This is a genomic window from Paenibacillus sp. IHBB 3054, from assembly GCF_051594305.1.
Lineage (GTDB): Bacteria > Bacillota > Bacilli > Paenibacillales > Paenibacillaceae > Paenibacillus_AQ.
The window spans coordinates 85,338-107,120 of record NZ_JBOFBG010000005.1 but is presented as its reverse complement, the minus strand read 5'-3'; the positions used below and the strand labels follow the sequence as shown (position 1 = coordinate 107,120).

Sequence of the window (21,783 nt, the reverse complement as noted above, 5' to 3'; positions counted from 1 at the left end):
GCCTTTAATTATTAGTTGTGAACATTCTGTGAAATTCCTCAGGACGCTCTTCAACGGCTCCAAAATGGTGCAAAATCGCATTGACAATTCTCTCGGAGGCTTTGCCGTCTCCATACGGGTTGGCGGCCCGGCTCATCGACTGATACAGATTCTGATCGGTCAAAAGAGCATGTGTCCGTTGATACACCTTCTCCTCGTCCGTTCCCACAAGCTCCAATGTTCCGGCTTCGATCCCTTCCGGGCGCTCGGTTGTATCACGCAGCACAAGCACAGGAACTCCAAAGGAGGGAGCTTCCTCCTGCAGGCCGCCGGAGTCGGTCAAAATCAGGTGGGTATGCGGATAAAAATTATGCAGATCAACGACATCCAGCGGATCAATCAGCTTAATTCTCGGGTGTCCGCCCAGTATCTCATGTGCCGGTTCCTTGACTGCCGGACTCGGATGCACAGGATAAACAATGGCTACATCTTCAAATTCATCAGCGATTCTTTTGACAGCACGGAAAATATGACGGTGCGGTTCGCCTTGAGATTCTCTGCGGTGCGCCGTCATTAAAATTAGTCTTTTTCCTGAAGCAAAATCCAGTACAGGATGCCGGTAGTCCGGCTGTACGGTATATTGAAACACATCGGTTACTGTATTGCCTGTGATATAAATGCTTGACTCTTTTTTGTTCTCGTGTCTCAAATTCCCTGCCGACAAATCTGTCGGAGCAAAGTGCAGATCCGCGAGGACTCCCGTAAGCTGGCGGTTCATTTCCTCAGGATACGGGGACAATTTATTCCAGGTCCGAAGTCCCGCCTCAACATGTCCTACTTGAATTTGCTGTAGGAAAGAGGCATAACTGGCCAGGAAAGTCGTCAGTGTATCTCCATGCACCAGCACGAGATCAGGTTTGGCCTCCCGCAGTACAGGTTCAAGCCCTTCCAGCACCCGAATGGTGATTTCATTCAATGTCTGGCGGTCCTTCATCACATCCAGATCGTAGTCAGGAGTAATTTTAAAGACCTCGAGCACCTGATCCAGCAGCTCACGGTGCTGCGCGGTCACACATACAACAGATTCGATGTGCTCGGGATGCCTGTTCAGTTCCAGGACCAGAGGCGCCATCTTGATCGCCTCGGGGCGCACTCCGAAAATCGTCATTACTTTAATTTTGGACATAACCCCCACCCTCTCTTCTAAAATAGATGCTTGTTTTACGTTTATTCTATATTACTTCTCTAGAGATTATTTGGTTCCATATAACCGGTCTCCGGCATCGCCAAGCCCCGGAATGATATACCCGTGTTCATTCAGATGGTCATCCAGTGCTGCCACATAGATATCCACATCAGGATGGGCTGCTTGTACAGCGGCGACACCTTCAGGGGCGGCAATCAGATTCATCATCTTAATTTGGGTACAGCCGCGGTTCTTCAAAGAAGTGATTGCTGCAATTGCAGAGCCGCCTGTTGCCAGCATCGGGTCGATAACGATCAATTCCCGTTCCTGCACATCCGTAGGAAGCTTAATGTAATATTCGACAGGCTGAAGGGTTTCCGGATCACGGAACAAGCCGACATGTCCTACTTTAGCTGCCGGAAGCAGCTTCAGAACGCCTTCAAGCATTCCCAGCCCGGCCCGCAGGATCGGTACCAAGCCAAGCATTCTTCCTGAGATAACCTTGCCCTGTGTTTCGGCCACCGGCGTCTGCACAGTAATTGTCTCCAGCGGAATATCCCGCGTGATTTCGTAAGCCATCAGTGTAGCAACTTCATCGACATGCTCTCTGAATTCTTTCGTGTTGGTCCGCACATCGCGAATAAATGTTAGTTTGTGCTGAATCAAAGGATGATCGCAAATCACCAATTTTCCCATTTCTGTCCCTCCGGTAATTGTGAGTCTTGTTCGCCATAGAAAGCGCTTTTGCTTCTTCCGTGGCTAAATCCTGTCTATTATATCATCACCGGAGGCTCTTTTCACCTACGATGACTCAGTCCTTTTCATGGAAGCATAAACAAAGGCAAGCTATTCCTTCCAGTACAGTCAGGAAAATCCCGAGTACTTTGGAAATAGAGTGCGCTTTAGTTTGTTCTATTTGATGCATTTAATACTATTCACATTTTTTTCACTTATTTTATTGAAAACTCCATGAACTTTCATGAATATTTCATGACAACATCAGTCTGTTTTCAATTTTAATATGTGAACATTATGTCAACATGAAGATTTCGCTTCTTTATATCATCTTCCAAAAAAACCCCCGAAGCAGCCGGGATACCGGCGCAACGGAGGCGAAAGCTTTAAGCTCGGAATAGTCTGGCCGCAAAGTGGATATTTAGTACTGGAGACCCGGATAAATCGGGTATTGATCTGTAAGCTGGGCGACCTCACGGGCCGCTTCAGTCAATTTAGCTTCATCCTTCGGATTCTTCAGCACGTTTGCGATAATGCGGCCGATTGTTACCATAGCCTGCTCGTCCATGCCGCGCGAAGTAACCGCAGGTGTTCCGATCCGGATGCCGCTGGTTACAAATGGGCTGGTAGGATCAAACGGGATTGCATTTTTGTTCACGGTAATACCGATGGAATCCAGTACTTTCTCCGCATCTTTTCCGGTAATGCTAAGATTGCGGGTATCCAGCAGCATCAGATGGTTGTCCGTACCGCCGGAAACGATGTTAACTCCTTCTCCGATCAGCGTCTCCGCAAGTACTTTAGCGTTCTTCACCACATTCTCGGCATAGGTCTTGAAGGATGGCTGCAATGCTTCGCCGAAGGAAACCGCTTTGGAGGCAATCACATGCATCAGCGGTCCACCTTGGGAACCAGGGAATACAGCTTTATCAATGGCCGCGGCCCATGGCTGTCTGCAGAGAATCATACCTCCGCGCGGACCACGCAAGGTTTTGTGCGTTGTTGTAGTGACGAAGTGGGCATGCGGAACCGGACTCGGATGAATACCCGCAGCAACCAGCCCGGCGATATGAGCCATATCGACCATGAACAGTGCACCTACGTCATTCGCAATGGAACCGAGTGCTGCAAAATCAATCGTCCGCGGATACGCACTTGCACCGGCTACAATCAATTTAGGACGGTGTTTGAAGGCGGCTTTGCGCACTTCAGCATAATCGATCAGGAATGTGTCTTCCTGCACACCATAAGCAACAAAGTTATAAAGCAAGCCGGAGGCATTCACAGGACTGCCGTGTGTCAAATGGCCGCCATGCGCCAGGTTCATCCCCAGTACAGTATCGCCAGGATTTAGTGCGGCAAGATAAACCGCCATATTGGCCTGAGCGCCGGAATGCGGCTGCACATTGACATGTTCGGCGCCAAACAGCTGCTTGGCACGGTCGCGGGCCAGATTCTCCACGATATCTACATCTTCACAACCGCCATAGTAACGTTTGCCAGGATAACCTTCGGCGTATTTATTCGTAAGTACGGAGCCCATGGCCTCCATTACTGCTTCACTGACGATATTTTCCGAAGCGATAAGCTCAATGTTGGCACGCTGACGGCTTAATTCCAGTCCCATGGCTTCCAGTACTGCAGGGTCACTCTTACGCAATTGTTCCATAATTTTTGATTTCCTCCCTGGTGCTTTAGTTTATGTTGTACTTATTTAATCCCTGATTGTTAATGTATTGCCTAAAAGCTGCTGCCCTGCTTAATCGCAGAGCTGTGCACCACTGGTTTCCGGTGTACGGTATACCGCACGTTCGCCGCCGATAAGAGGCGGTCTGCTCCAGGCCGCATTGACTCTGGCCGAACCGATATAGCGCAAACTCGGGCGAAACGGAACCGCTACCCGGCGCAGATGCATGCCGATCAGCGTCTCACCAATGTCAATCCCGGCGTGGGCTTCCACCGTTTCAGCCAAAACAGGGTCGGACATCGAGCGGTACGCTGCGGCAGCCATTGAACCGCCGGCTCCCGGTATCGGCACCGCCGAAACCTCCCTCAGTCCGAGCGACTCCAGCAAAGAACGTTCCATGACAAGCGAACGGTTCAAATGCTCACAGCATTGGTATACGGGATGAAACCCCCATTTATCAGCAACCTGGCGAATACCCTGCAGCAGTTGCTCTGCCACTTCAAGCGCCCCGCCGGTTCCAATCCGGACGCCGGCTACTTCGCTTGTACTGACTCCGACGACCAGGATTTTTCCCGGCCCCAGCTTGCCGGCTTCCGCCAGTTCGCCTACGACTGCTGCAGTGGCAGCAGCCAAGGAAAGCTCAGTCCCCGCCGGTTCCACCACTTCCCCGGCTGGACTGCCGGGAGCGCGTTCTTCCCAAGAGTCCTGCTTCATGACTTCATTCATCACTTCTGCCTCCTCAACGTTGACTGCAACTCATTTCAAGCCAAAACTGTGTTTCTACTGCAGAGGTACCGCTGCGCCACAGCAGGGAATGAACGCTGAAAGATAGTGCGCAGCTTAATCTTACATATATTTTAAACAAAAAAGAGCAGTCCGCAGGAAGCTGCGGATGTGCTCTTTTGCCCAGGCGACCGGCCGTTTATTCCAGTGCTCCATCGTGGTTTGATCCACATTTGTCGCCAGTTACACCGGAACCGGATAATATTTATTTCATCTTAAAGGAAAGGCTGCGAAAAATCAACCTTCTTTACAAACGGCGTAAGGATTCCAATTTATCGAGCAGATTGTAAAGAGCGGTACGGATTTCCGCCGCTGCCAGCTCATAATCCTCACGGGAACCGCCATAAGGGTCGGTAATATCAAAGCTTGGAATGCGCTGGCGGATCTCGATTATCCGCTGCAAATCGGTCGCCTTCGGCTCTCCGCCCAATGCTATGCTTAGTTCCGCATCTGCATACAAGCTGTCCAGCTCCTGAATATCGCTATTAACCGCCTCTTCATCATGGACATATTCTTTCAAGGTATACGTCTTCGTAACCGCGCTAGGAAAATATTGCAGCAAATGCCGTTTATGCCCGCCCGTCAGGGTCAGCACCAGATCCGCCCAGGACACCATCTCTGCGTTCAGCTGTGAGGAAATAATCTGATCATTAATGCCCTCTTCCCGCAAGATTGCTCCAGCGTGTCTGGATATGGAAGTGCCGGAAATGGCAGATACGCCTGCAGACCGCACTTCCAGCTCGATTCCGCGTTCCTTCGCAAGTTTCCGCAGAAGCCCTTCAGCCATAGGACTGCGGCATGTATTCCCGGTGCAGACGAATAAAATATGCAGCATGCTTTCCACCTCCAAATAAAATATAAATTAAAGTTCTTTTGCCGTTATTGTATCAGAAGATGAACAGCAATCCAAACGCCAGCAGGATCGCTCCGCCCAGCGCCTCCCCGTAATCGCCCAGTCCACGGCTGACCCGCCTGCCCAGCAGCAGACCGGTAATCGCCATAAGTCCCCCGCAGGCCCCAAAAGCTAGAACAGTTAAAACTATGTTATTCACAAACATGCCAAGCGATACCCCAACAGAAAAAGAGTCCACGCTTACACTCAGTGAGATAAGCAGCATGCCCCAGAAGGTCTGGTGATCCATAGACCGTGTTCCATTATGACCGGCCCGGAAAGAGTTGAACACCATATGTCCGCCGAGCAGGATCAATAGTCCCCCGGCTGCGAAAGTTGTTACCTGGCCAAGCAGATGTCCCACATAGCTGCCGGTAAACAAGCCAAGCAGCGGCATCAGCACATGAAAAAAAGCAATAAGCAGGCTGAGATGCAGCACATGCAAAAGACGGATGCCTTTCATCCCGATTCCTACACCGAGTGAAAATGCGTCCATCCCAAGTGCGATTGCCATTATGGCAATCGTTACAAGCTGTCCCCAGCCAGCATATTCCCCTGCTATGCCCATGCCCATACCCATACCCCCAAAGTCCGATAGTCTTGTACAACAACGATATGCGGACAAGACGGCAATCATGACTGAGCGGGAGAGGCCGGAGGCGGGGAAACCGCTGGTTGAAAGGAATTTGGTTAAAAATCAGGCGGGAGGGACTCGACCGGCATTGCACCGGACCGGGGTGCCCATGCGGGACTTCAACGCAGGGCACTCTGTGAGCGGAGCCGGAAATTATCCGGCGTCGATCACGGATCCACCGGCTGCTTTCATCAGCCGGTTCATGATGGCTGCGCCGAGACCGGCCTCCGGGCAAGCCTCGGCCAGGATGTAGGTGGCTCCCGCTTCATCGAAGCGCCGCAACGCGGCATACAGGGAGCGCGCCCCTTCCTCCGGCGAGTCCAGCGAGCCGAGGGAAACGACGCAGGCGGCCGGAACGGCGGGATACAGGGCCCTATGCTCCTCGAAGAGGAGCAGGCCCGTCACTTCGCCGTTCCGCTGCGCCGCCTGTAGCAGATCTGCGGCGGTTTCCGCCACGCGCTGCGGGGAAACGCCGCGCACTACGCCTAGCCAGCCGCGCGGGGCGTAGTGCGTGTACTTCATGCCCGGCGCGCGCGGCGCCGGGCTGCTGTTATCGGCGGCCTGCGCCGCGCCGACAGGCTGGCCGGAGGCGGAGCCGGTACCGGCGTCCGCTTCGGCTCGGGCCGTGGACGGGCCGGCTGCAGCGCCGGCAAAGTCCACGGCAGCGGCCGGGGCGGTGTCCACAGCCCCGGCACCCGCAACCGCAGCCAGCTGCTCGGCGGTAATGCCGCCGGGACGGAGCACAGCGACCGTCCCGTCCGGCTGCACCTGCACGACGGTCGACTCCAGGCCGACCCCGGCGGCGCCGCCGTCCAGAACCCCGCCGATGTATCCGGCGAGGTCTTCCATCACATGGGCGGCCAGTGTCGGACTTGGCCGCCCGGAACGGTTGGCGCTGGGCGCGGCAACCGGGCAGCCGGCTGCGCTCAGCAGCGCGAGCGCAAGCGGGTGGTCAGGCATGCGCACCCCGACCGTATCAAGCCCGGCCGTCACCAGCGGAGACAACACGCCGGGCCGAACCGGGAGTACGAGCGTCAGCGGACCGGGCCAAAATGCGTCGATCAATGCCACGCCCACCGGATGCACTTCCGTCACAAGGTCTTCCAGATCCGCCCGCTGCGCAATATGCACGATTAGAGGATTGTCGGAAGGGCGCCCTTTGGCCGCAAAAACTGCCTCTACTGCAGAGGTATTCCGGGCATCCGCGCCAAGCCCGTACACCGTTTCGGTCGGAAATGCGACCGTGCCGCCTTCGCGCAGCATGGCTGCAGCCGCTATAATCGCTCGCTCATCCGCCTCACTCCGCAGCACCGGAGCCACAGCCGGATGATCTCCAGTTTCCTTTACGGAATCCAGTTCCCAGTAAACCGTATTCTTTATGTTTCCGCTCCGGCGCTGGGCCGCGAACGGGTAATCTTTCTGCTCTGTCATTTTTCATCACCTTATCATCTCTTTAAATATCAAAAACGGCCCCACCAGGTGGGGCCGCAGCAAATCCGCTCAAGTTCATCCTATATCGTAACATATCTCGCAACCACGAGCCAGAAAGACTAATATCTGCTCAAGACCATAATCCGCTGATCCAGCTCCATAGATTGTGCAGCAGTTCCCAGATAAAAAACCGCACTTTTGGGGCCGAAGCTTGTTCATCCCCATTGCCATTCTCAGCCGAAACGGTTGTCACCTTGCCCGCTTCCGCAGCCTTCACCTTGGCTCCATCCTCAGCTCCCGCAGCGGAAACAGTCTTTGCTCCTTTGGAGGAGGCAGCCGCATCTCCCGAGCCTGCATCAATGAAGCATAACGGCGGAAACAGTACGCACCACCAGTTCTGCCCTTTGCCTGCACCGAGCGTAACCCGTACCGCTTCATATTCCCCGGCCGGATACACCGTACCACCGTACATTTTGGTCGGGAAAGGAACCACACCCAGTTCCACCTTGTAGGTGTACTCAATCCCCCGCTTCTCCAGTTCGCCCGCGACAAGTGCATTCAGTTCCGGCAGATGACCCCGGATCAATGTCCGCGCCTGCTCCAGGCTCTGGGGATCTTCCAGTTCCGCTACCCACTGGTTCATTTGTTCAACAATGGAGTCCCGGATCTGGCGTTTGACCAGCTGATCGCCCGCCATATCCGAGTTCGCCAGAATGCGCAAACGGATCGAATCCTGAGGAATGGTAACCTCCGCTATCGCCGCATCACTTTTTTGCCCTTCCCAGGCCATCATCAGGATCATAAAAAAACAAACTAAAATGGCAGTATACTTAACGGTTACGCGCAAGGAATCCTGTATTCCCGGTTTATTGACATCCATCTCCAGCAGCCCCTCTCCCTATGAAACTCTTATGTCCCTAGTATGTCCAGGGAAGAGAGGCTGCAAACCTAGCAATCTATTAATTTATAATTATATAGAGTGAACTTAATAACTACCCAAAAGGGCAAAAGTAGCGGAGGGGAAATTTGGAACTGTAGGAGCGTCAGCGACCGCCTTTGTCTCCGGATTTCAACCGAATAGGTTAAATCAAGAAATCCGGGGACAACAGCGGCCGGAAGTCCAAATATTCACCGTAGATACGTCCTCGCCTCAATGGGGAAATCTTTAATTCAATCTATATAGCAGTTCGATATCCGCTATTTCACGAACGGAATCATGCTGCTTAATTTGCCGGCAGGGGCTGAGGGAGCGGCAAGCATCGGCAGATCCTCTTCCATATCCTGTCCGTATAAAAGCACACTCATGGCAATGCCCATGCTGGCCATATTAATCAGAATCGAAGTTCCTCCATAGCTGATGAAGGGCAGGGTAATTCCCGTCAGCGGCATTAAACCGATATAAGCCCCGATATTCTCCAGAATCTGATACAACAGCATGGCTACAATCCCTACGATGAGAAACGGCCCTGCGCGGTCCCTGCTGACAAGGGCTATCAGAATCAACCGGTGAATCAGGATAAAATAGAGCAGCAGCAGTACAGCCGATCCAACAAATCCAAATTCCTCCGCGATCTGCACAAAAATCGATTCCGAATACAAATAAGGCACCATATTGTCCTGCACGGAGCTTCCCTCCAGGTACCCCTCTCCGTTCATCCCTCCGGAAGCAATGGCAATCTTGGCATTCCGGGTCTGATAACTCGCATCCTTGCTCGCCACATCAGGAACGAGCCAAGGATCGAAGCGTCTGATAAAATGATCGCGCCCCAGAGTTTCTTTAATAAAAACTACTGCTTGATCATGATAGTTAATATAGGTCAAAATAAAGCCGGTCGCGGAGCCTCCGATAATAAGCAGCCCAATCAGGGCATGTGAAAATTTAATATGGCCAATCCACAGGACGCCCAGCAGAATGATGAGATAGCTCAGCGCATTGCCAAGGTCGTTCTGGCTGATGACGAGAAGAAAGGGAACCAGTGCGACCAGACTGAGCGGCACGACATCCCGCCAGAACAGCAGCTGATTTTTATTTTTGCGTACCAGCACAGCAGCCAGAAAAATAATCAAAATCAGCTTAAATAGCTCGGCCGGCTGAAAGCTTAATTCACCGACTCCGATCCACCCCTGGCCCCCGTTCTTCACCTTGCCAAAGAAGCTGACCATCAGCAGGATCCCAATGCCCATAATATAAATAAACAGCGCATATTTAACGAGCAGGCGATAATCAAATATCATCAGCACGGCAAAGCCAACAAAACCCACCCCATAATATTTGATCATTCGAATATGCATTCCGCCCATGCCTTCTCTTCCCTGAGTGACACTATATATAGAAAAGATACTGATACACATCAGCAAGAGCAGAATAACAATGATGACGCCGTCAATTTTTTTGAGCCTTTGCAGCATAGGGCGAACTCCTTAAGTTATCTGGATTTTGGACTTATGTACAACATAACCGCACAGTATAACAGCCACTTATTCCCATTGTAAAACATTTTACAGCCCGGATACAATTTTATAGCTTAGGCCCATAATCTTCCTGATCACTCACACTCCCATTTTAAACTTAATCATACAAAAAAAACCGCCGGAGTTCATCTGCATAGATGTTCTCCAGCGGTTTGTTATTTAGTAGCGAAACTATCCTTGCTTGGCAGGGGAAGGGTATAAAGTAGATGTCGGCAAATCCTCCTCAATATCCTGTCCATGCAGCCGCACGCTCATGACGAGGCCAATACTGGCCATATTAATCATAAGCGAGGTGCCCCCGTAGCTGACAAACGGCAGGGTGATTCCGGTAAGCGGCATTAAACCGATAAAAGCCCCGATATTCTCGAAGATTTGATATAGCATCATTGCGACAATCCCTACAATCAGGAAAGGCCCGCCCCGGTCTTTGCACTCCAGCGCAATCAGGATCATCCGGTGAATCAGAATAAAATAAAGCAGCAGCAGCAGCGCCGAACCGACAAAGCCGAATTCCTCGGCAATCGCAACAAAGATGGAGTCGGAATAGGTGTACGGCACACGGTCCGTCTGTACGGAAGTCCCCTGCATATACCCTTCGCCGCTCATGCCGCCCGAGGCAATTGCCAATTTGGCGTTTTTGGTATGATAGCTCGCTTTGGCCGTTGCTTTATCGGGCACAAGCCAAGGATCAAACCGTTCAATCCAGTGTGAACGCCCAATATCGTCAAGGAACCCCTTAATCTCATCGTGATAGTGAATATAGCTCATAATCCCTGCGGTAGCAGCGCTGGCTATTACGAGCAGTCCAATAAGCGCATGTGAGAATTTGATATTACCGATCCATAGCAGCCCCACCAGAATCACAAGATAAGAGAGCGCGTTACCCAGATCATTCTGGCTGATGACAATCATAAACGGCAGCAATGTAAGCAGGCCCAATGGCACGACATCACTCCAGAAACGGAGTTTGTTTCTGTTCTTGCGGACAAGCACGGCCGCTAGAAAAAGAATCAGGATCAGCTTGAACAGCTCCGCCGGCTGTAGACTGAATCCTCCGAACTTAATCCAGCCCTGGGCGCCATTCTGCTCTGCGCCAACAAAGCTGACCAGAACCAGAATTCCGATCCCTGTTATATAAATATACAAAGCGTATTTAACAAGTATCCGGTAATCCACAAACGTCAGTCCGACAAAAGCAATAATGCCCAACACATAAAACTTGATCATCCGGAGATGCGCCCCGTCCAGTTTTTCCCTTCCATGCGTGACGCTGTATATGGAAAAAATGCTGACGACCATCAATAGCACTAGAATTATTACGATGACGCCGTCAATCTTTTTAATCTTCTGAAGCATATTCTGTCTCCTTACTTTGTACTGGTTCTTCCAGATTCATGCCTGCAGGGAAGTTCCGTCAAAATCTATTGTAAAGGAAGGGGCAGCAAAAATAAAATTCCATCTTCTAACACTTAACTTTCCTGCTTCCTATCTTGCGATGCCCAGCACATGGCGCGGAATTCCGGCGAGATCGTCAACGGTCACGATCTCGTTCCAGTGGCCCGCCGCCGCAAGCAGCGCGGCCACCTGCCCAGCCTGGCCTTGGCCGAGCTCAAAGCCGACCAGCCGCGGCGGGGCCGGGAGCAGCGGCAGCTGCTCCATCATGCGGCGGTAAGGGTCAAGCCCGTCATCGCCGCCATCCAGCGCGGTGCGCGGCTCATGGTCGCGCACTTCGCGCTGCAGCCCGGCGATGTCGCCGCCGGGAATATACGGCGGGTTGGAGACGAGAATATCCGTCTCCATCCCCGCAAACGGCTCGAGCAGATCGCCGAGCCGCAGGTCCACTGCCGCGCCGTGCCGCACCGCGTTGCGCGCGGCCACCGCCAGTGCGCCCGGCGAGATATCGCCGGCGCAGACCACCCACGCCGGCGCTTCCGCCGCCAGCGTGACGGAGATCGCTCCGCTGCCGGCGCCGATATCGACGGCGGTCAGCGGACGGGCGGCGCGTGCTTCCCCTGCGCCGCTGCCGGGGCTGGCTTCCTTGCCGCCGGCCTCTACGCTGGGTGCAGCCGCTTCAACTCCGGCTGCACTGCCTGTATGCACGGAGCTGTCCGCAGCTCCCTGCGCTTCTCCCGCTCCTGCATTCACCATCCCGTCCGGCCACAGCTCCGCAGCGTAGCGCAGGATGGCTTCGACGAGCAGCTCCGTCTCCGGCCGGGGGATTAGCACATCCGGCGTCACCTCAAAGGCCCGTCCGTAAAATTCCTGCTCGCCAATAATATACTGCACCGGTTCCCCAGCTGCACGGCGGGTAACTCCGGCTTCCCAGGCATCCTTCACCGCTGCCGGAAAAGGATCAGCCAGCGCCATATAATACGCCGCCCCGGTCAGGCCCAGCACATGCTCCAGCAGAAGCTGCGCACTGCGCTGCGGCTCAACGCATCCATGTCCGGCCAAAAAAGAAGAAGCCTCCGCAAAGGCTTCCCGGATGCTTTGCACGTAAGGCATGACATAAGAGTCGTGTTTCAAAGCATTATTCTCCTTTTTCCATCAATTCCGCTTGTTCCGCAATAGACAGTGCTGAGATAATTTCGGTAATATCTCCGTTCATTACTTGTTCCAGACGGTGCAGCGTAAGTCCGATCCGGTGATCGGTAACCCGGCTCTGCGGGAAGTTGTACGTACGGATACGCTCACTGCGGTCACCTGTGCCGACCTTGCTCTTCCGCTCGCCGGAATATTTAGCTTCCTCTTCCTGGCGTTTCAAGTCTGAGATCCGGGCACGCAACACTTGCAGCGCTTTTTCCTTATTGGAGTTCTGCGATTTACCATCCTGACAGGTAGCCACGATGCCTGTAGGCACATGGGTTACGCGTACGGCAGACTTGGTAGTATTAACGGACTGTCCGCCCGCACCACTGGAGCAGAAGGTGTCGACACGGATGTCTTTATCATGAATCTCGATCTCAAATTCTTCAGCTTCAGGCATAACTGCAACGGTAGAAGTAGACGTATGGATACGTCCGCCTGATTCCGTCGTTGGAATGCGCTGCACACGGTGTGCTCCGCTTTCGAATTTCATCTTGCTGTAAGCACCACGGCCGTTAATAAGGAAGATGACCTCCTTGAAGCCGCCAAGGTCATTTGTATTCACATCCATCAGCTCTACGCGCCAGCCTTGTGCGTCTGCATAACGGGTATACATGCGGTAGAGATCGGAAGCGAACAGAGCCGCTTCATCTCCGCCGGCAGCGCCGCGGATTTCCACAATTACGTTCTTCTCATCATTAGGATCTTTAGGTAGCAGCAGAAGGCGGATCTTCTCCTCCAGCACGGTCTGGCGTGAGGACAGGTCGTCGATTTCCATCTTGACCATTTCCTTCATTTCATCATCGAGCTTCTCAGCCTGCATCATCTTTGCCGCTTCCAGCTCTTCCATTACATTCTTATATTCGGTATAAGCCTCAAAAGCAGGCTGCAAATCAGATTGTTCTTTGGAATAGTCCCTCAGTTTCTTACTGTCGTTTGCAACATCCGGGTCACAAAGCAGTTCACTGAGTTTCTCATAGCGGTCCGCCAGGGATTGCAATCGGTCCAACAAGGGAATTCACCTCTCCTGATTCAATTTCATATTCAATAAATAATGTTTGCATTATTAGATACAATAAAAATAGATATACGACTTTATATTATACCACCGATTATGCCAATTGGCTACATTGCCCCCGTATAGATTTGAGGGATTTTTTAACACGGAGCTTCCGCACCTTATTATGCAGAACCTGCGGTGAGGTTATTCTGCCGTTCCAGCGAGAAATAGAAGGATAATTTATAGCTTGAAGCATATAAACACTTCTATTTTTTATAAAAAGGAGCCATCCGAAGGTGAACATTCACCCCGAAATGGCTCCCCTTCTTGACGTTTAAACGCAAAACAAAAACTGTTTATACGTGTTATACGTTGAAACGGAAATGCATGACATCGCCGTCCTGTACCAGATATTCCTTACCTTCCAGACGCAGCTGTCCGCGTTCCTTGGCACCGTTCATCGAACCTGCGGCTACCAGATCAGCATACGCTACAACTTCCGCCCGGATGAAACCGCGCTCGAAGTCGGTATGAATGACACCGGCTGCGCCAGGCGCTTTTGTTCCGCGGCGGATGGTCCAGGCACGAACCTCTTGCACGCCAGCTGTGAAATACGTATACAATCCCAGCAGCTTGTAGGCTGCTTTGATCAGGCGGTTCAGGCCGGATTCCTGCAGGCCCAGCTCTTCAAGGAACATCGCCTTGTCTTCACCTTCCAGCTCGGCAATTTCCGCTTCCACTTTGGCGCTGATAGGCACAACCTCTGCATTCTCGGCAGCGGCAAATTCACGGACCTGTTGGACATACGGGTTATTGTCGGCACTGGACACTTCATCTTCGCCCACATTCGCCGCATACAGCACCGGCTTCAAGGTCAACAGATGCAGATCGCGCACGATCAGGAGCTCATCATCGGACAATTCTACACTGCGTGCTGGTTTATCTTCGTACAGGGCTTCCTTGATCCGTTCCAGCAGTTCAACTTCCTGGGCATACTTCTTGTCGCCGCCCTTGATATTTTTGCGGGAGCGCTCAATCCGTTTCTCAAGGCTTTCCAGATCTGCCAGAATCAGCTCCAGGTTAATCGTCTGGATATCGCTGATCGGGTTCACTTTGCCGTCCACATGCGTTACATTCTCATCCACAAAGCAGCGTACGACATGAACAATGGCATCCACTTCACGGATGTGGGCCAGAAACTTGTTGCCAAGACCTTCGCCTTTACTCGCACCGCGCACAAGTCCGGCAATATCCACAAATTCAAAAGCAGTCGGAACTGTCTTGTTCGGCTGCACCAGCTCAGTCAGCTTATCCAGACGTTCATCCGGCACTTCTACAACACCGACGTTAGGGTCAATTGTACAGAAAGGATAGTTAGCGGATTCTGCTCCCGCTTGCGTAATTGCATTAAATAAAGTGGATTTACCAACGTTTGGAAGTCCAACAATTCCAGCTTTCAAAGCCATTTATATGACAACTCCTATTTTCGGTTGTATTGATCGCCCGCATAATTACTGACTTGATCTAAACCATTATATATTAGAACAAAATCTCCAGCAACAGCGGATGTCCGGGGGATGTGTCAGATAAAGGGCGGAGGCGGCAGGCTGTTTACTTGGAAGCAGCCAGCTCCAGTGCCTTCTGGATCGCTTCGTCTTTGTGCCAGTCTCTGTTTTTTTCGGCATTCACAGCAGCATCGGGCAAGGTCTTGAATTCATCATTTGCTGATCCATCTGCAGTCAGACCGAGCACCACCGGAAAGTTGAGCACAAATCCGCTAATGGGCAAAGCGGCGATAAGCGGTGTGGCCCCGATCCCGTCCCCGCCCGTTTTCTCGCCCACCAGGGTAGCAAACCCCGTGCTTTTGGCAAAGGTCGCAAAGCTCTCCGATGAGGAGTAAACATTCCTGTCAACGAGCAAATAGATCTCGCCTTTAAACCCTACAGGGTCGGGAGTAATATCATAGGTATTCACAAAATAAGATTTGAAATCCGTCATAGCTTCAGGTGGAAGCTTCGGCAGCTTTTCCTGCTCCAGTCCCTTAACGGGCACCTCCCCAAACCCTCTGCTTGCCAGAAACGGCTGCTCGTAATCCCCGCCTCTGAAGAGCAAATATTCTTTATAGGGGAGTTTTTTATCCGTAAGCTTTGCTACAATATTGCTCATCCAGTACCACTGATCTCCACCACCGTTGCCCCGTATGTCGAGGATAAGCGTTGGATAGTCCTTGATCTCGCTTAAAAAGTCCGCAATGGCCGGCCCATCCTGTTCTGTGTATTCCGTCCCGAAACTTTCCACCTGCAAATAAGCCGATTTCCCGGGTTCAAGGATTCGGTGGAAAAGGTTTAAGGATTCTGTGAATTCATCCTGACTTCCACGGCTGCTCTCCTCAGGTATGGCCGCGGCTTCGACAGCTCCGTAACGATCCTTTACCTGTTTCTGCTCCAAGATATCGCTCCATGGTTTATAGACAGGATTGCCATCAAAGATCTGCCGGTAATACTGGTACATTTCTCTTTCCAGCATATAGGTATGTCCATTGTGCAAATCCGCGAGGATTTCATTTAATGCCCCATAGAACTGAAGGTCCGTCGGAGTTTCTTCAGCTTTCTCCAAATACTTATCTTTGTCCGCCAGCCAATCTACACCATTTGCCCGCTTATTCACTTCAAAAAACGGATAGTTTTCCTGCAGAATCTTGTACATGTATTCAAAATCCTCATGCTTCTGCTCCCTGGTCAAGGTGGATTCGGCCGAAAGTGCGGTTGCCGGAACTGCAGAAGGTGCAGCCGCAACCTCTGCCGCAGCGGTCCCGGAACCGGATCCTGAATCAGGATACGCGGCAGCACCATCCGGATTGCCCGAATTCCCGCCATTACAGCCGGTCAAGGCCAATAAGAGAATAAGGCTTGAACATACCGTTGCTCTGTTAGAATGAATTGTCTTTTGCATAATTTATCTCTCCTTAATAAAGACAATCATATTATCCTTTTCATCCGAATTAAATCAGATAAGTCACATTTTTCTAATCCAAAGCGTTCTGGAGAACGCCAAAAAGACCCCTTTACGAGGTCTCTGTGTGCTGCGATGAGCCGGGCTTCTTAAAGCGTTTTGGACATGGTGATGTCCGTAACGAGGTAGCCCATCTTTTTGTACAACTCGAAAGCGCGGTTGTTCTGTCCGAAGACATGCAGGCCGATTTTGGAAACACCCATCTCCCGGGCGGACTCATCAAGCGCAAGCAGGGCCTGTTTACCATAACCTTTGCCCTGATACGGCTCAAAAATATAAATATCATAGATGAAAGCTTCCCGTCCCGTGCGTGCTTCCGTTACATTAAACCAGATATAACCAGCCTGAGTATTGCTTTCTGTTTCCATAACAGAATACAGATAGGCCCCGTCGGTGTGAAGTCCTTGGGGCAGGAAACGCACCATTTCTTCCTGTGACTGCCTGAGTGCAGTCTCGGCATCCCATGCCCCTGCTTTGATCTTATCCTCCGCATAATCGCGGGTCGATTGACTCCAGAAAAATTGAAAAGCAATTTCGTCCATTTGGACTAATTTAATCATGATTTGTAATCCTTCCTTACTCCATAATCTTCGCTCGCCCCTACTTGCGTATCAGGCGCGGGTTGCCGCGCAGAGCTGCAAGATCCGGCGCGCCAATGCCGAACATCGCCGTCCTTAGCTCCAGCTCCACCTGTGCCAGCGCATGGTCCAGCGCTTCCTCGGACTGCACCGCCGGGCCCAGCAGATTCCGGCCGAAGCCGGCCAGATCAGCGCCAAGCGCCAGCGCCTTCGCTGCGTCCACCCCATGCCTTAGCCCGCCGCTGCCGATAAGCGCGCCCTGCGGTGAAGCCGCCCGCACCTCGGCAATGCATTCGGCGGTGGGAATTCCCCAGTCGGCGAAGGCCTCCGCCGCTGCGCGCCGTACCGGATCGCTGCTGCGGAACTTCTCGACCTGGCTCCAGGAGGTGCCGCCTGCACCGGCCACATCGATAAAAGCCGCCCCGGCATTGTACAGCCGGACCGCTGTCTCGCCATCGATGCCCCAGCCGACTTCTTTCACGCCTACCGGCACCTCAAGCATCCGGCATACCTTCTCGATCTCTTGAAGCAGGGAAGCAAAACCCGTGTTGCCTTCCGGCTGAAACACCTCCTGCAGCCCGTTCAGGTGCAGCACCAGCCAGTCGGCGCCGGCAATCTCCACCGCCCGGCGGCATTCTTCCACGCCAAAGCCATAGCTTAGCTGCACAGCGCCAATATTGGCGATGACCGGAATCCCCGGGGCCATGCTGCGTACATAAAAGGTCCCGGCCAGCTCGGAGCGTTCCACAGCCGCACGCACCGAACCTACACCTAGCGCCCAGCCCCGGCGCTCAGCCGCTTCCGCCAGCCGGGCATTGATTGCCCCGGTAGCCTTGCTCCCGCCGGTCATGGAGCTGATCAGCAGCGGTGTGCTCAGCTCCCTCCCCAAGAAGGTCGTACGCAGCGCGATATCGTCAAAGTTCAGCTCCGGAAGCGCATTATGCCGGAACCGGTAATGCTCGAACCCGCTCGTTATCCCGGTGCCGCCAACCTCCTCGTTCAGGCAGAGGCGCACATGCTCAATTTTGCGCTCACCCGTTGTGGATGAAGGCAGCAGAGATGTATGCCCTGCACTGTCTGCAGTCTGCGGATCTCCGCCAGGCTCCGGGCTGAACCGTTCCTTTACTTGCTGTGGCCCTTCATCCTGCGGCATATGATTCATCCTGACTCCCTCCATTTCCATAGCATGCTTCATTATAGCATCGCCGCAGAGCAATTTACAGAAAGGGGTCCCCCCTTGTATCACGTCAGGACAATGGCATAAGGTATCAGCGGTTCAGCCAAACTATAGATTGGTCGATTTTGCAGTTGTTGCTTCACTTCTCCCCCACAGGCGTTAATAGGTTGTTACAATGCCAACGCAGGCTACAAGAACTGGCTTGACACTGCGGCACACTCAGGAGGATTAACCCATGAATCGACGCAAACATCCCATTATGCCCGGAACCCTTCAGTCTACTTATAATATGGAATTGGATTCATCCTTTGCTGCAAAAAAACGCCGCCTCCCACGCCGCCGCTTATGGCTGCTTGCTGCTGCTGTGCTCGTGTTATGGTTAGCCGGTGTAATGATTTACCAGACCCATAAACCGCTGCCTCCGGGCCTTTCTTCTGAAAGCCCGGTGTACAAGGTTCAAAATGTGCACTTTTGGCATGATTTGACCTACCAGGGCGACAACGGGTCGCAGCACCGGGAAGAGCAGATCCTGCCAAGGATGCTGCAAATTATCGAAGAGTCGCGGGAGTTTCTGGTCGTTGACTTATTTCTGTTCAATGGGTATACCCATAAGGATCAGCAGTTTCCTGCGGTCAGCCGGGAGCTTTCTGATAAGCTTATCGCGCAGAAAATAGCGTACCCCGCTATGGATGTTGTCTTTATCACCGATGAGGTCAACACTAATTACGGCTCTGCCCCCAATCCTCTGCTGGAAGAGATGAAAGCCGCGGGAATCAAAGTCATTCTGACTGATGTAGACGCGCTGCGAGACTCCACTCCTGCCTACTCTGCCGCATGGCGGACCTTTATACAGTGGTTTGGACAGACCGGTACAGGCTGGATTCCTAATCTTATGGCCAGCGGAGGGCCTGATATCACAGCCCGGTCATATATGAAGCTGCTGAATGTAAAGGCCAATCACCGCAAAGTTGTAGTCAGCGAGAATACAGCTTTGATCTCCTCCGGCAATGTCCACGATGCCAGTGCTTACCATTCCAATATCGCGCTGGAGGTAAGCGGTCCCGTTATCGCCGATATCCTGAAGACTGAGCAGGCCGCCGCAGACCTGTCCGGAGCAGGGCCGCTGCTTGGCAAAGAACCCGTTCTCACGGGGAGTGAAACTGCAGCAGGCGGTCCGCTGGAGGTACGATATTTAACCGAGGGCAAGGTAAACAAATACGCCCTTGAAGGAATCCGTGCGGCCCAGAAGGGCGACATCCTTTGGATGGGCATGTTCTATCTTGCCGACGACACCATTATTGATGCACTGCAGGAAGCATCCGCACGCGGCGCAGAGGTGCGCCTCCTGCTGGACCCCAACCAAAACGCCTTCGGCCGTGATAAAATCGGCATCCCGAACCGTCCGGTGGCCTGGGAATTGAACCGGCGTTCCGATGGCAACATTGCCATCCGCTGGTACAATACGGGCAAGGAGCAGTATCACGCCAAACTCATGTTCATTGCCAAAGCGACCGGCAACTCAATCGTTCTGGGCGGCTCCACCAACTTCACAGCCCGCAACCTGGACGATTACAATCTGGAGAATAATCTCTGGGTATCCGTGCCGCAGGATCAGCCGCTCTATGCGGAGATGGAGAGCTACTTCAACACACTTTGGAACAATGAGGGGGCGGAATACAGTCTGCCCTTGGAGGATTACCAAAGCGATGTGACCTGGCTCAAATATATTATTTACCGTATGCAGACCCGCTTGGGTCTGACAACATTCTGATCTACAGAAACATGAAGCAGTTCCTGTTAACTGATGCAGTGCAGCAAGGTTCACCGCATACAAGTGGAAACGGCTTGCCGTCCTCAACAGGACGGTATCCGTTTCAGCGAGAAATAGAAGGATAATTTATAGCGTGAAACATATAAATTCTTATATTTTCAAAAAAACGCCGGAAAGCTGCAATCAGCTTCTTCCGGCGGTTTTTACTTGTCCGTTATCTTTCCGTACTCAGAGCAGCGGCGACATCAGCCGGGCTGCAGATTCCAGCATCCGCTCCAGGAGACGTTTATTCATGAAGGTCTCATGTACAATCTGGCGGGTTGACAGCAGATCGCGTTCAAAATCAGCAACGATCCGGGAAACGCTCTCTGTCTGCAGCAGCAGCGCATTGACCTCGAAGTTCAAGTGGAAGCTGCGCATGTCCATGTTTGCTGTACCAATTGTGGCTATCGCCCCATCGGTAATCAGCAGCTTGGAGTGAATGAAGCCCTTCTCGTATTCGTAGATCTTCACACCCGATTCCAGCAAGGCCGGAAAATAGGAATGCGACGCCAGAAACGGCAGCCATTTATCCGGTTTGGCGGGGAACAGCAACCGCACATCAAGCCCGGACATTGCCGCTACACGCAGTGCGGTCAAGATATCCTCATCCGGAATAAAGTAAGGGCTGGCAATCCAGACCGATTTCTCGGCGGAAGTAATCATGGAGAAGAAGATATTCTTCAGCGCACGCCGTTCGTTATCCGGTCCGCTGGCAATAATCTGCACAGCTCCATCCCCGGCTGTGAACCGCAGCTGTGGCGAGAGGTAGTCCTGCTCCAGTATTTTCTCACCCGTTGTATGCATCCAGTCCTGCAGAAAGATAATCTGCATCGTACGTACTGCCTCACCTCTAAGCAGCATGTGGGTATCGCGCCAGAAGCCGTACGTCTTGCTGCGGCTTAAGTATTCATCACCAACATTAAGCCCGCCCATAAATCCGACATCGCCGTCTATGACAACAATTTTGCGGTGATTCCGGTAATTAACCCTGCTGGAGAAAAAAGAGGTGGAATTGCCGTATGAGGCAACCTGTACTCCTGCATCGCTTAATTCCTTAAGAAACGCTTTGGAAAGCTGAATACTTCCTACGGCGTCGTACATAAATCTGACCGTAACGCCCGCACGGGCCTTCTCGATCAGAATCTGCTGAATACGGGTGCCGATATGGTCGGCCCGAAAAATATAATATTCCATATGAATATGATGCTGAGCCTGCCGCAGCTCCAGCAGCAGGGTGCCGAAGGTTTCTTCCCCATTGGTAAGAATCCGCGTTTCTGAATTAAAAGAAACCGGCGTCCGCGCGAGCCTTTGTGATAATCCCAGCAGCTTCTGGTGGGCAGGATCAAAGACCGACCAGTCCTGGTGCATGCGCAGGGCATCATTTTCAATCCGTTCATAAGCCATGAGGTCCCGCTGGGCCTTCTTATCATATTTACGCCGTTTGAACACATTTTGTCCGAACAGGAAATAAAAGACGAGTCCCACTACCGGAATCAGGGCAAGCAGCAGAATCCAGGCCATCGTTGTGGAGGGGTTGCGATTCTCCATAAAAATCCCCAGCCCGATCGAAATGACGGTCAACGTGGAGAAAATACTGATGATCGTACCGGCGGTACTTCCAAGTAAACCAAAACCAAAATAATAAAATGCCAGCAAAGCCCCGATAATGATTATCGCCTGCAATCCTCTTCTCATATGCAACCTACCTTCTCTTTCTTCCGTACATCACTAAAATGACACATTTATATATTACATGAATAATCTCTTTCTTCCTACTGGAATCGTCTGCAAAACAAAAATTACAATAATAAGCTAAAC

The 21,783-nt window shown here is 52.3% G+C and carries 18 protein-coding genes and 1 riboswitch; of the genes, 1 reads left to right on the top strand and 17 read right to left on the bottom strand.

Annotation, left to right across the window (positions count from 1 at the left end; genetic code table 11):
* Window positions 1-4: 4 nt before the first annotated feature.
* From wecB to fni, 16 genes are all read right to left on the bottom strand, one after another.
* The gene (gene wecB / locus ACQ76X_RS08495) at window positions 5-1,165 is read right to left on the bottom strand and encodes a non-hydrolyzing UDP-N-acetylglucosamine 2-epimerase (RefSeq protein WP_038597431.1); all 1,161 of its coding nucleotides are present in this window, start codon (window positions 1,163-1,165) and stop codon (window positions 5-7) included.
* A gap of 66 nt (window positions 1,166-1,231) precedes the next feature.
* Complete coding sequence (upp, locus tag ACQ76X_RS08490; protein ID WP_038597434.1) at window positions 1,232-1,861, bottom strand: uracil phosphoribosyltransferase; 630 nt, start codon at window positions 1,859-1,861, stop codon at window positions 1,232-1,234.
* A 460-nt stretch (window positions 1,862-2,321) separates the two neighbouring features.
* Complete coding sequence (gene glyA, locus ACQ76X_RS08485) at window positions 2,322-3,572, bottom strand: serine hydroxymethyltransferase (protein WP_438493166.1); 1,251 nt, start codon at window positions 3,570-3,572, stop codon at window positions 2,322-2,324.
* Between the two features lie 87 nt (window positions 3,573-3,659).
* Window positions 3,660-4,250, bottom strand: a complete 591-nt coding sequence (locus tag ACQ76X_RS08480) for a TIGR01440 family protein (RefSeq protein WP_438493165.1) — start codon at window positions 4,248-4,250, stop codon at window positions 3,660-3,662.
* A 234-nt stretch (window positions 4,251-4,484) separates the two neighbouring features.
* A riboswitch (ZMP/ZTP riboswitch) is annotated at window positions 4,485-4,567 on the bottom strand.
* Window positions 4,568-4,617: 50 nt separating this feature from the next.
* Window positions 4,618-5,205 (bottom strand): low molecular weight protein arginine phosphatase, encoded by a 588-nt coding sequence (locus tag ACQ76X_RS08475; protein ID WP_076109662.1) that lies wholly within the window; start codon window positions 5,203-5,205, stop codon window positions 4,618-4,620.
* Between the two features lie 52 nt (window positions 5,206-5,257).
* Window positions 5,258-5,830 (bottom strand): manganese efflux pump MntP, encoded by a 573-nt coding sequence (locus ACQ76X_RS08470; protein WP_438493164.1) that lies wholly within the window; start codon window positions 5,828-5,830, stop codon window positions 5,258-5,260.
* A gap of 219 nt (window positions 5,831-6,049) precedes the next feature.
* Entirely contained in the window at window positions 6,050-7,327 is a 1,278-nt protein-coding gene (locus ACQ76X_RS08465; protein ID WP_438492965.1) for an L-threonylcarbamoyladenylate synthase, read from the bottom strand.
* A gap of 130 nt (window positions 7,328-7,457) precedes the next feature.
* Window positions 7,458-8,207, bottom strand: coding sequence for a stage II sporulation protein R (spoIIR, locus tag ACQ76X_RS08460; protein ID WP_438492963.1), 750 nt, complete (start codon window positions 8,205-8,207; stop codon window positions 7,458-7,460).
* 317 nt (window positions 8,208-8,524) lie between these two features.
* Complete coding sequence (locus tag ACQ76X_RS08455; RefSeq protein WP_438492961.1) at window positions 8,525-9,736, bottom strand: FtsW/RodA/SpoVE family cell cycle protein; 1,212 nt, start codon at window positions 9,734-9,736, stop codon at window positions 8,525-8,527.
* A gap of 234 nt (window positions 9,737-9,970) precedes the next feature.
* Window positions 9,971-11,155 carry an FtsW/RodA/SpoVE family cell cycle protein gene (locus ACQ76X_RS08450; RefSeq protein ID WP_076109667.1) on the bottom strand — a complete coding sequence of 395 codons (1,185 nt, stop codon included), beginning with the start codon at window positions 11,153-11,155 and terminating at the stop codon, window positions 9,971-9,973.
* A 129-nt stretch (window positions 11,156-11,284) separates the two neighbouring features.
* On the bottom strand, window positions 11,285-12,304 hold the full coding sequence (locus tag ACQ76X_RS08445; RefSeq protein WP_438493162.1) for a N5-glutamine methyltransferase family protein: 1,020 nt from the start codon (window positions 12,302-12,304) through the stop codon (window positions 11,285-11,287).
* A 25-nt stretch (window positions 12,305-12,329) separates the two neighbouring features.
* Complete coding sequence (prfA, locus tag ACQ76X_RS08440; protein WP_076109669.1) at window positions 12,330-13,397, bottom strand: peptide chain release factor 1; 1,068 nt, start codon at window positions 13,395-13,397, stop codon at window positions 12,330-12,332.
* Between the two features lie 353 nt (window positions 13,398-13,750).
* The gene (ychF, locus tag ACQ76X_RS08435) at window positions 13,751-14,851 is read right to left on the bottom strand and encodes a redox-regulated ATPase YchF (RefSeq protein WP_038597457.1); all 1,101 of its coding nucleotides are present in this window, start codon (window positions 14,849-14,851) and stop codon (window positions 13,751-13,753) included.
* A 145-nt stretch (window positions 14,852-14,996) separates the two neighbouring features.
* Complete coding sequence (locus tag ACQ76X_RS08430; RefSeq protein WP_438492959.1) at window positions 14,997-16,337, bottom strand: S41 family peptidase; 1,341 nt, start codon at window positions 16,335-16,337, stop codon at window positions 14,997-14,999.
* 149 nt (window positions 16,338-16,486) lie between these two features.
* Window positions 16,487-16,957, bottom strand: a complete 471-nt coding sequence (locus ACQ76X_RS08425; protein ID WP_438492958.1) for a GNAT family N-acetyltransferase — start codon at window positions 16,955-16,957, stop codon at window positions 16,487-16,489.
* A gap of 40 nt (window positions 16,958-16,997) precedes the next feature.
* Complete coding sequence (fni, locus tag ACQ76X_RS08420; RefSeq protein WP_438493160.1) at window positions 16,998-18,128, bottom strand: type 2 isopentenyl-diphosphate Delta-isomerase; 1,131 nt, start codon at window positions 18,126-18,128, stop codon at window positions 16,998-17,000.
* Window positions 18,129-18,387: 259 nt separating this feature from the next.
* Here fni and ACQ76X_RS08415 point away from each other — a divergent pair, with 259 nt between their 5' ends.
* Entirely contained in the window at window positions 18,388-19,923 is a 1,536-nt protein-coding gene (locus ACQ76X_RS08415) for a phospholipase D family protein (RefSeq protein ID WP_438492956.1), read from the top strand.
* A gap of 228 nt (window positions 19,924-20,151) precedes the next feature.
* Here the strand turns inward: ACQ76X_RS08415 and cls are convergent, their stop codons facing one another.
* Window positions 20,152-21,660: a cardiolipin synthase gene (gene cls, locus ACQ76X_RS08410; protein WP_438492954.1), complete on the bottom strand. Its 1,509-nt coding sequence runs from the start codon at window positions 21,658-21,660 to the stop codon at window positions 20,152-20,154.
* Window positions 21,661-21,783: the final 123 nt, after the last annotated feature.

Excerpts from the sequence above, each read along its gene's own strand:
- ACQ76X_RS08430 (WP_438492959.1), bottom strand. The coding sequence starts at position 16,337 with ATGCAAAAGACAATTCATTCTAACAGAGCAACGGTATGTTCAAGCCTT.
- wecB (WP_038597431.1), bottom strand. The coding sequence starts at position 1,165 with ATGTCCAAAATTAAAGTAATGACGATTTTCGGAGTGCGCCCCGAGGCG.
- ychF (WP_038597457.1), bottom strand. The coding sequence starts at position 14,851 with ATGGCTTTGAAAGCTGGAATTGTTGGACTTCCAAACGTTGGTAAATCC.
- ACQ76X_RS08455 (WP_438492961.1), bottom strand. The coding sequence starts at position 9,736 with ATGCTGCAAAGGCTCAAAAAAATTGACGGCGTCATCATTGTTATTCTG.
- cls (WP_438492954.1), bottom strand. The coding sequence starts at position 21,660 with ATGAGAAGAGGATTGCAGGCGATAATCATTATCGGGGCTTTGCTGGCA.
- upp (WP_038597434.1), bottom strand. The coding sequence starts at position 1,861 with ATGGGAAAATTGGTGATTTGCGATCATCCTTTGATTCAGCACAAACTA.
- ACQ76X_RS08445 (WP_438493162.1), bottom strand. The coding sequence starts at position 12,304 with ATGCCTTACGTGCAAAGCATCCGGGAAGCCTTTGCGGAGGCTTCTTCT.
- ACQ76X_RS08475 (WP_076109662.1), bottom strand. The coding sequence starts at position 5,205 with ATGCTGCATATTTTATTCGTCTGCACCGGGAATACATGCCGCAGTCCT.
- ACQ76X_RS08415 (WP_438492956.1), top strand. The coding sequence starts at position 18,388 with ATGAATCGACGCAAACATCCCATTATGCCCGGAACCCTTCAGTCTACT.
- ACQ76X_RS08465 (WP_438492965.1), bottom strand. The coding sequence starts at position 7,327 with ATGACAGAGCAGAAAGATTACCCGTTCGCGGCCCAGCGCCGGAGCGGA.
- fni (WP_438493160.1), bottom strand. The coding sequence starts at position 18,128 with ATGCCGCAGGATGAAGGGCCACAGCAAGTAAAGGAACGGTTCAGCCCG.
- ACQ76X_RS08470 (WP_438493164.1), bottom strand. The coding sequence starts at position 5,830 with ATGGGCATAGCAGGGGAATATGCTGGCTGGGGACAGCTTGTAACGATT.
- ACQ76X_RS08425 (WP_438492958.1), bottom strand. The coding sequence starts at position 16,957 with ATGATTAAATTAGTCCAAATGGACGAAATTGCTTTTCAATTTTTCTGG.
- ACQ76X_RS08450 (WP_076109667.1), bottom strand. The coding sequence starts at position 11,155 with ATGCTTCAGAAGATTAAAAAGATTGACGGCGTCATCGTAATAATTCTA.
- spoIIR (WP_438492963.1), bottom strand. The coding sequence starts at position 8,207 with ATGGATGTCAATAAACCGGGAATACAGGATTCCTTGCGCGTAACCGTT.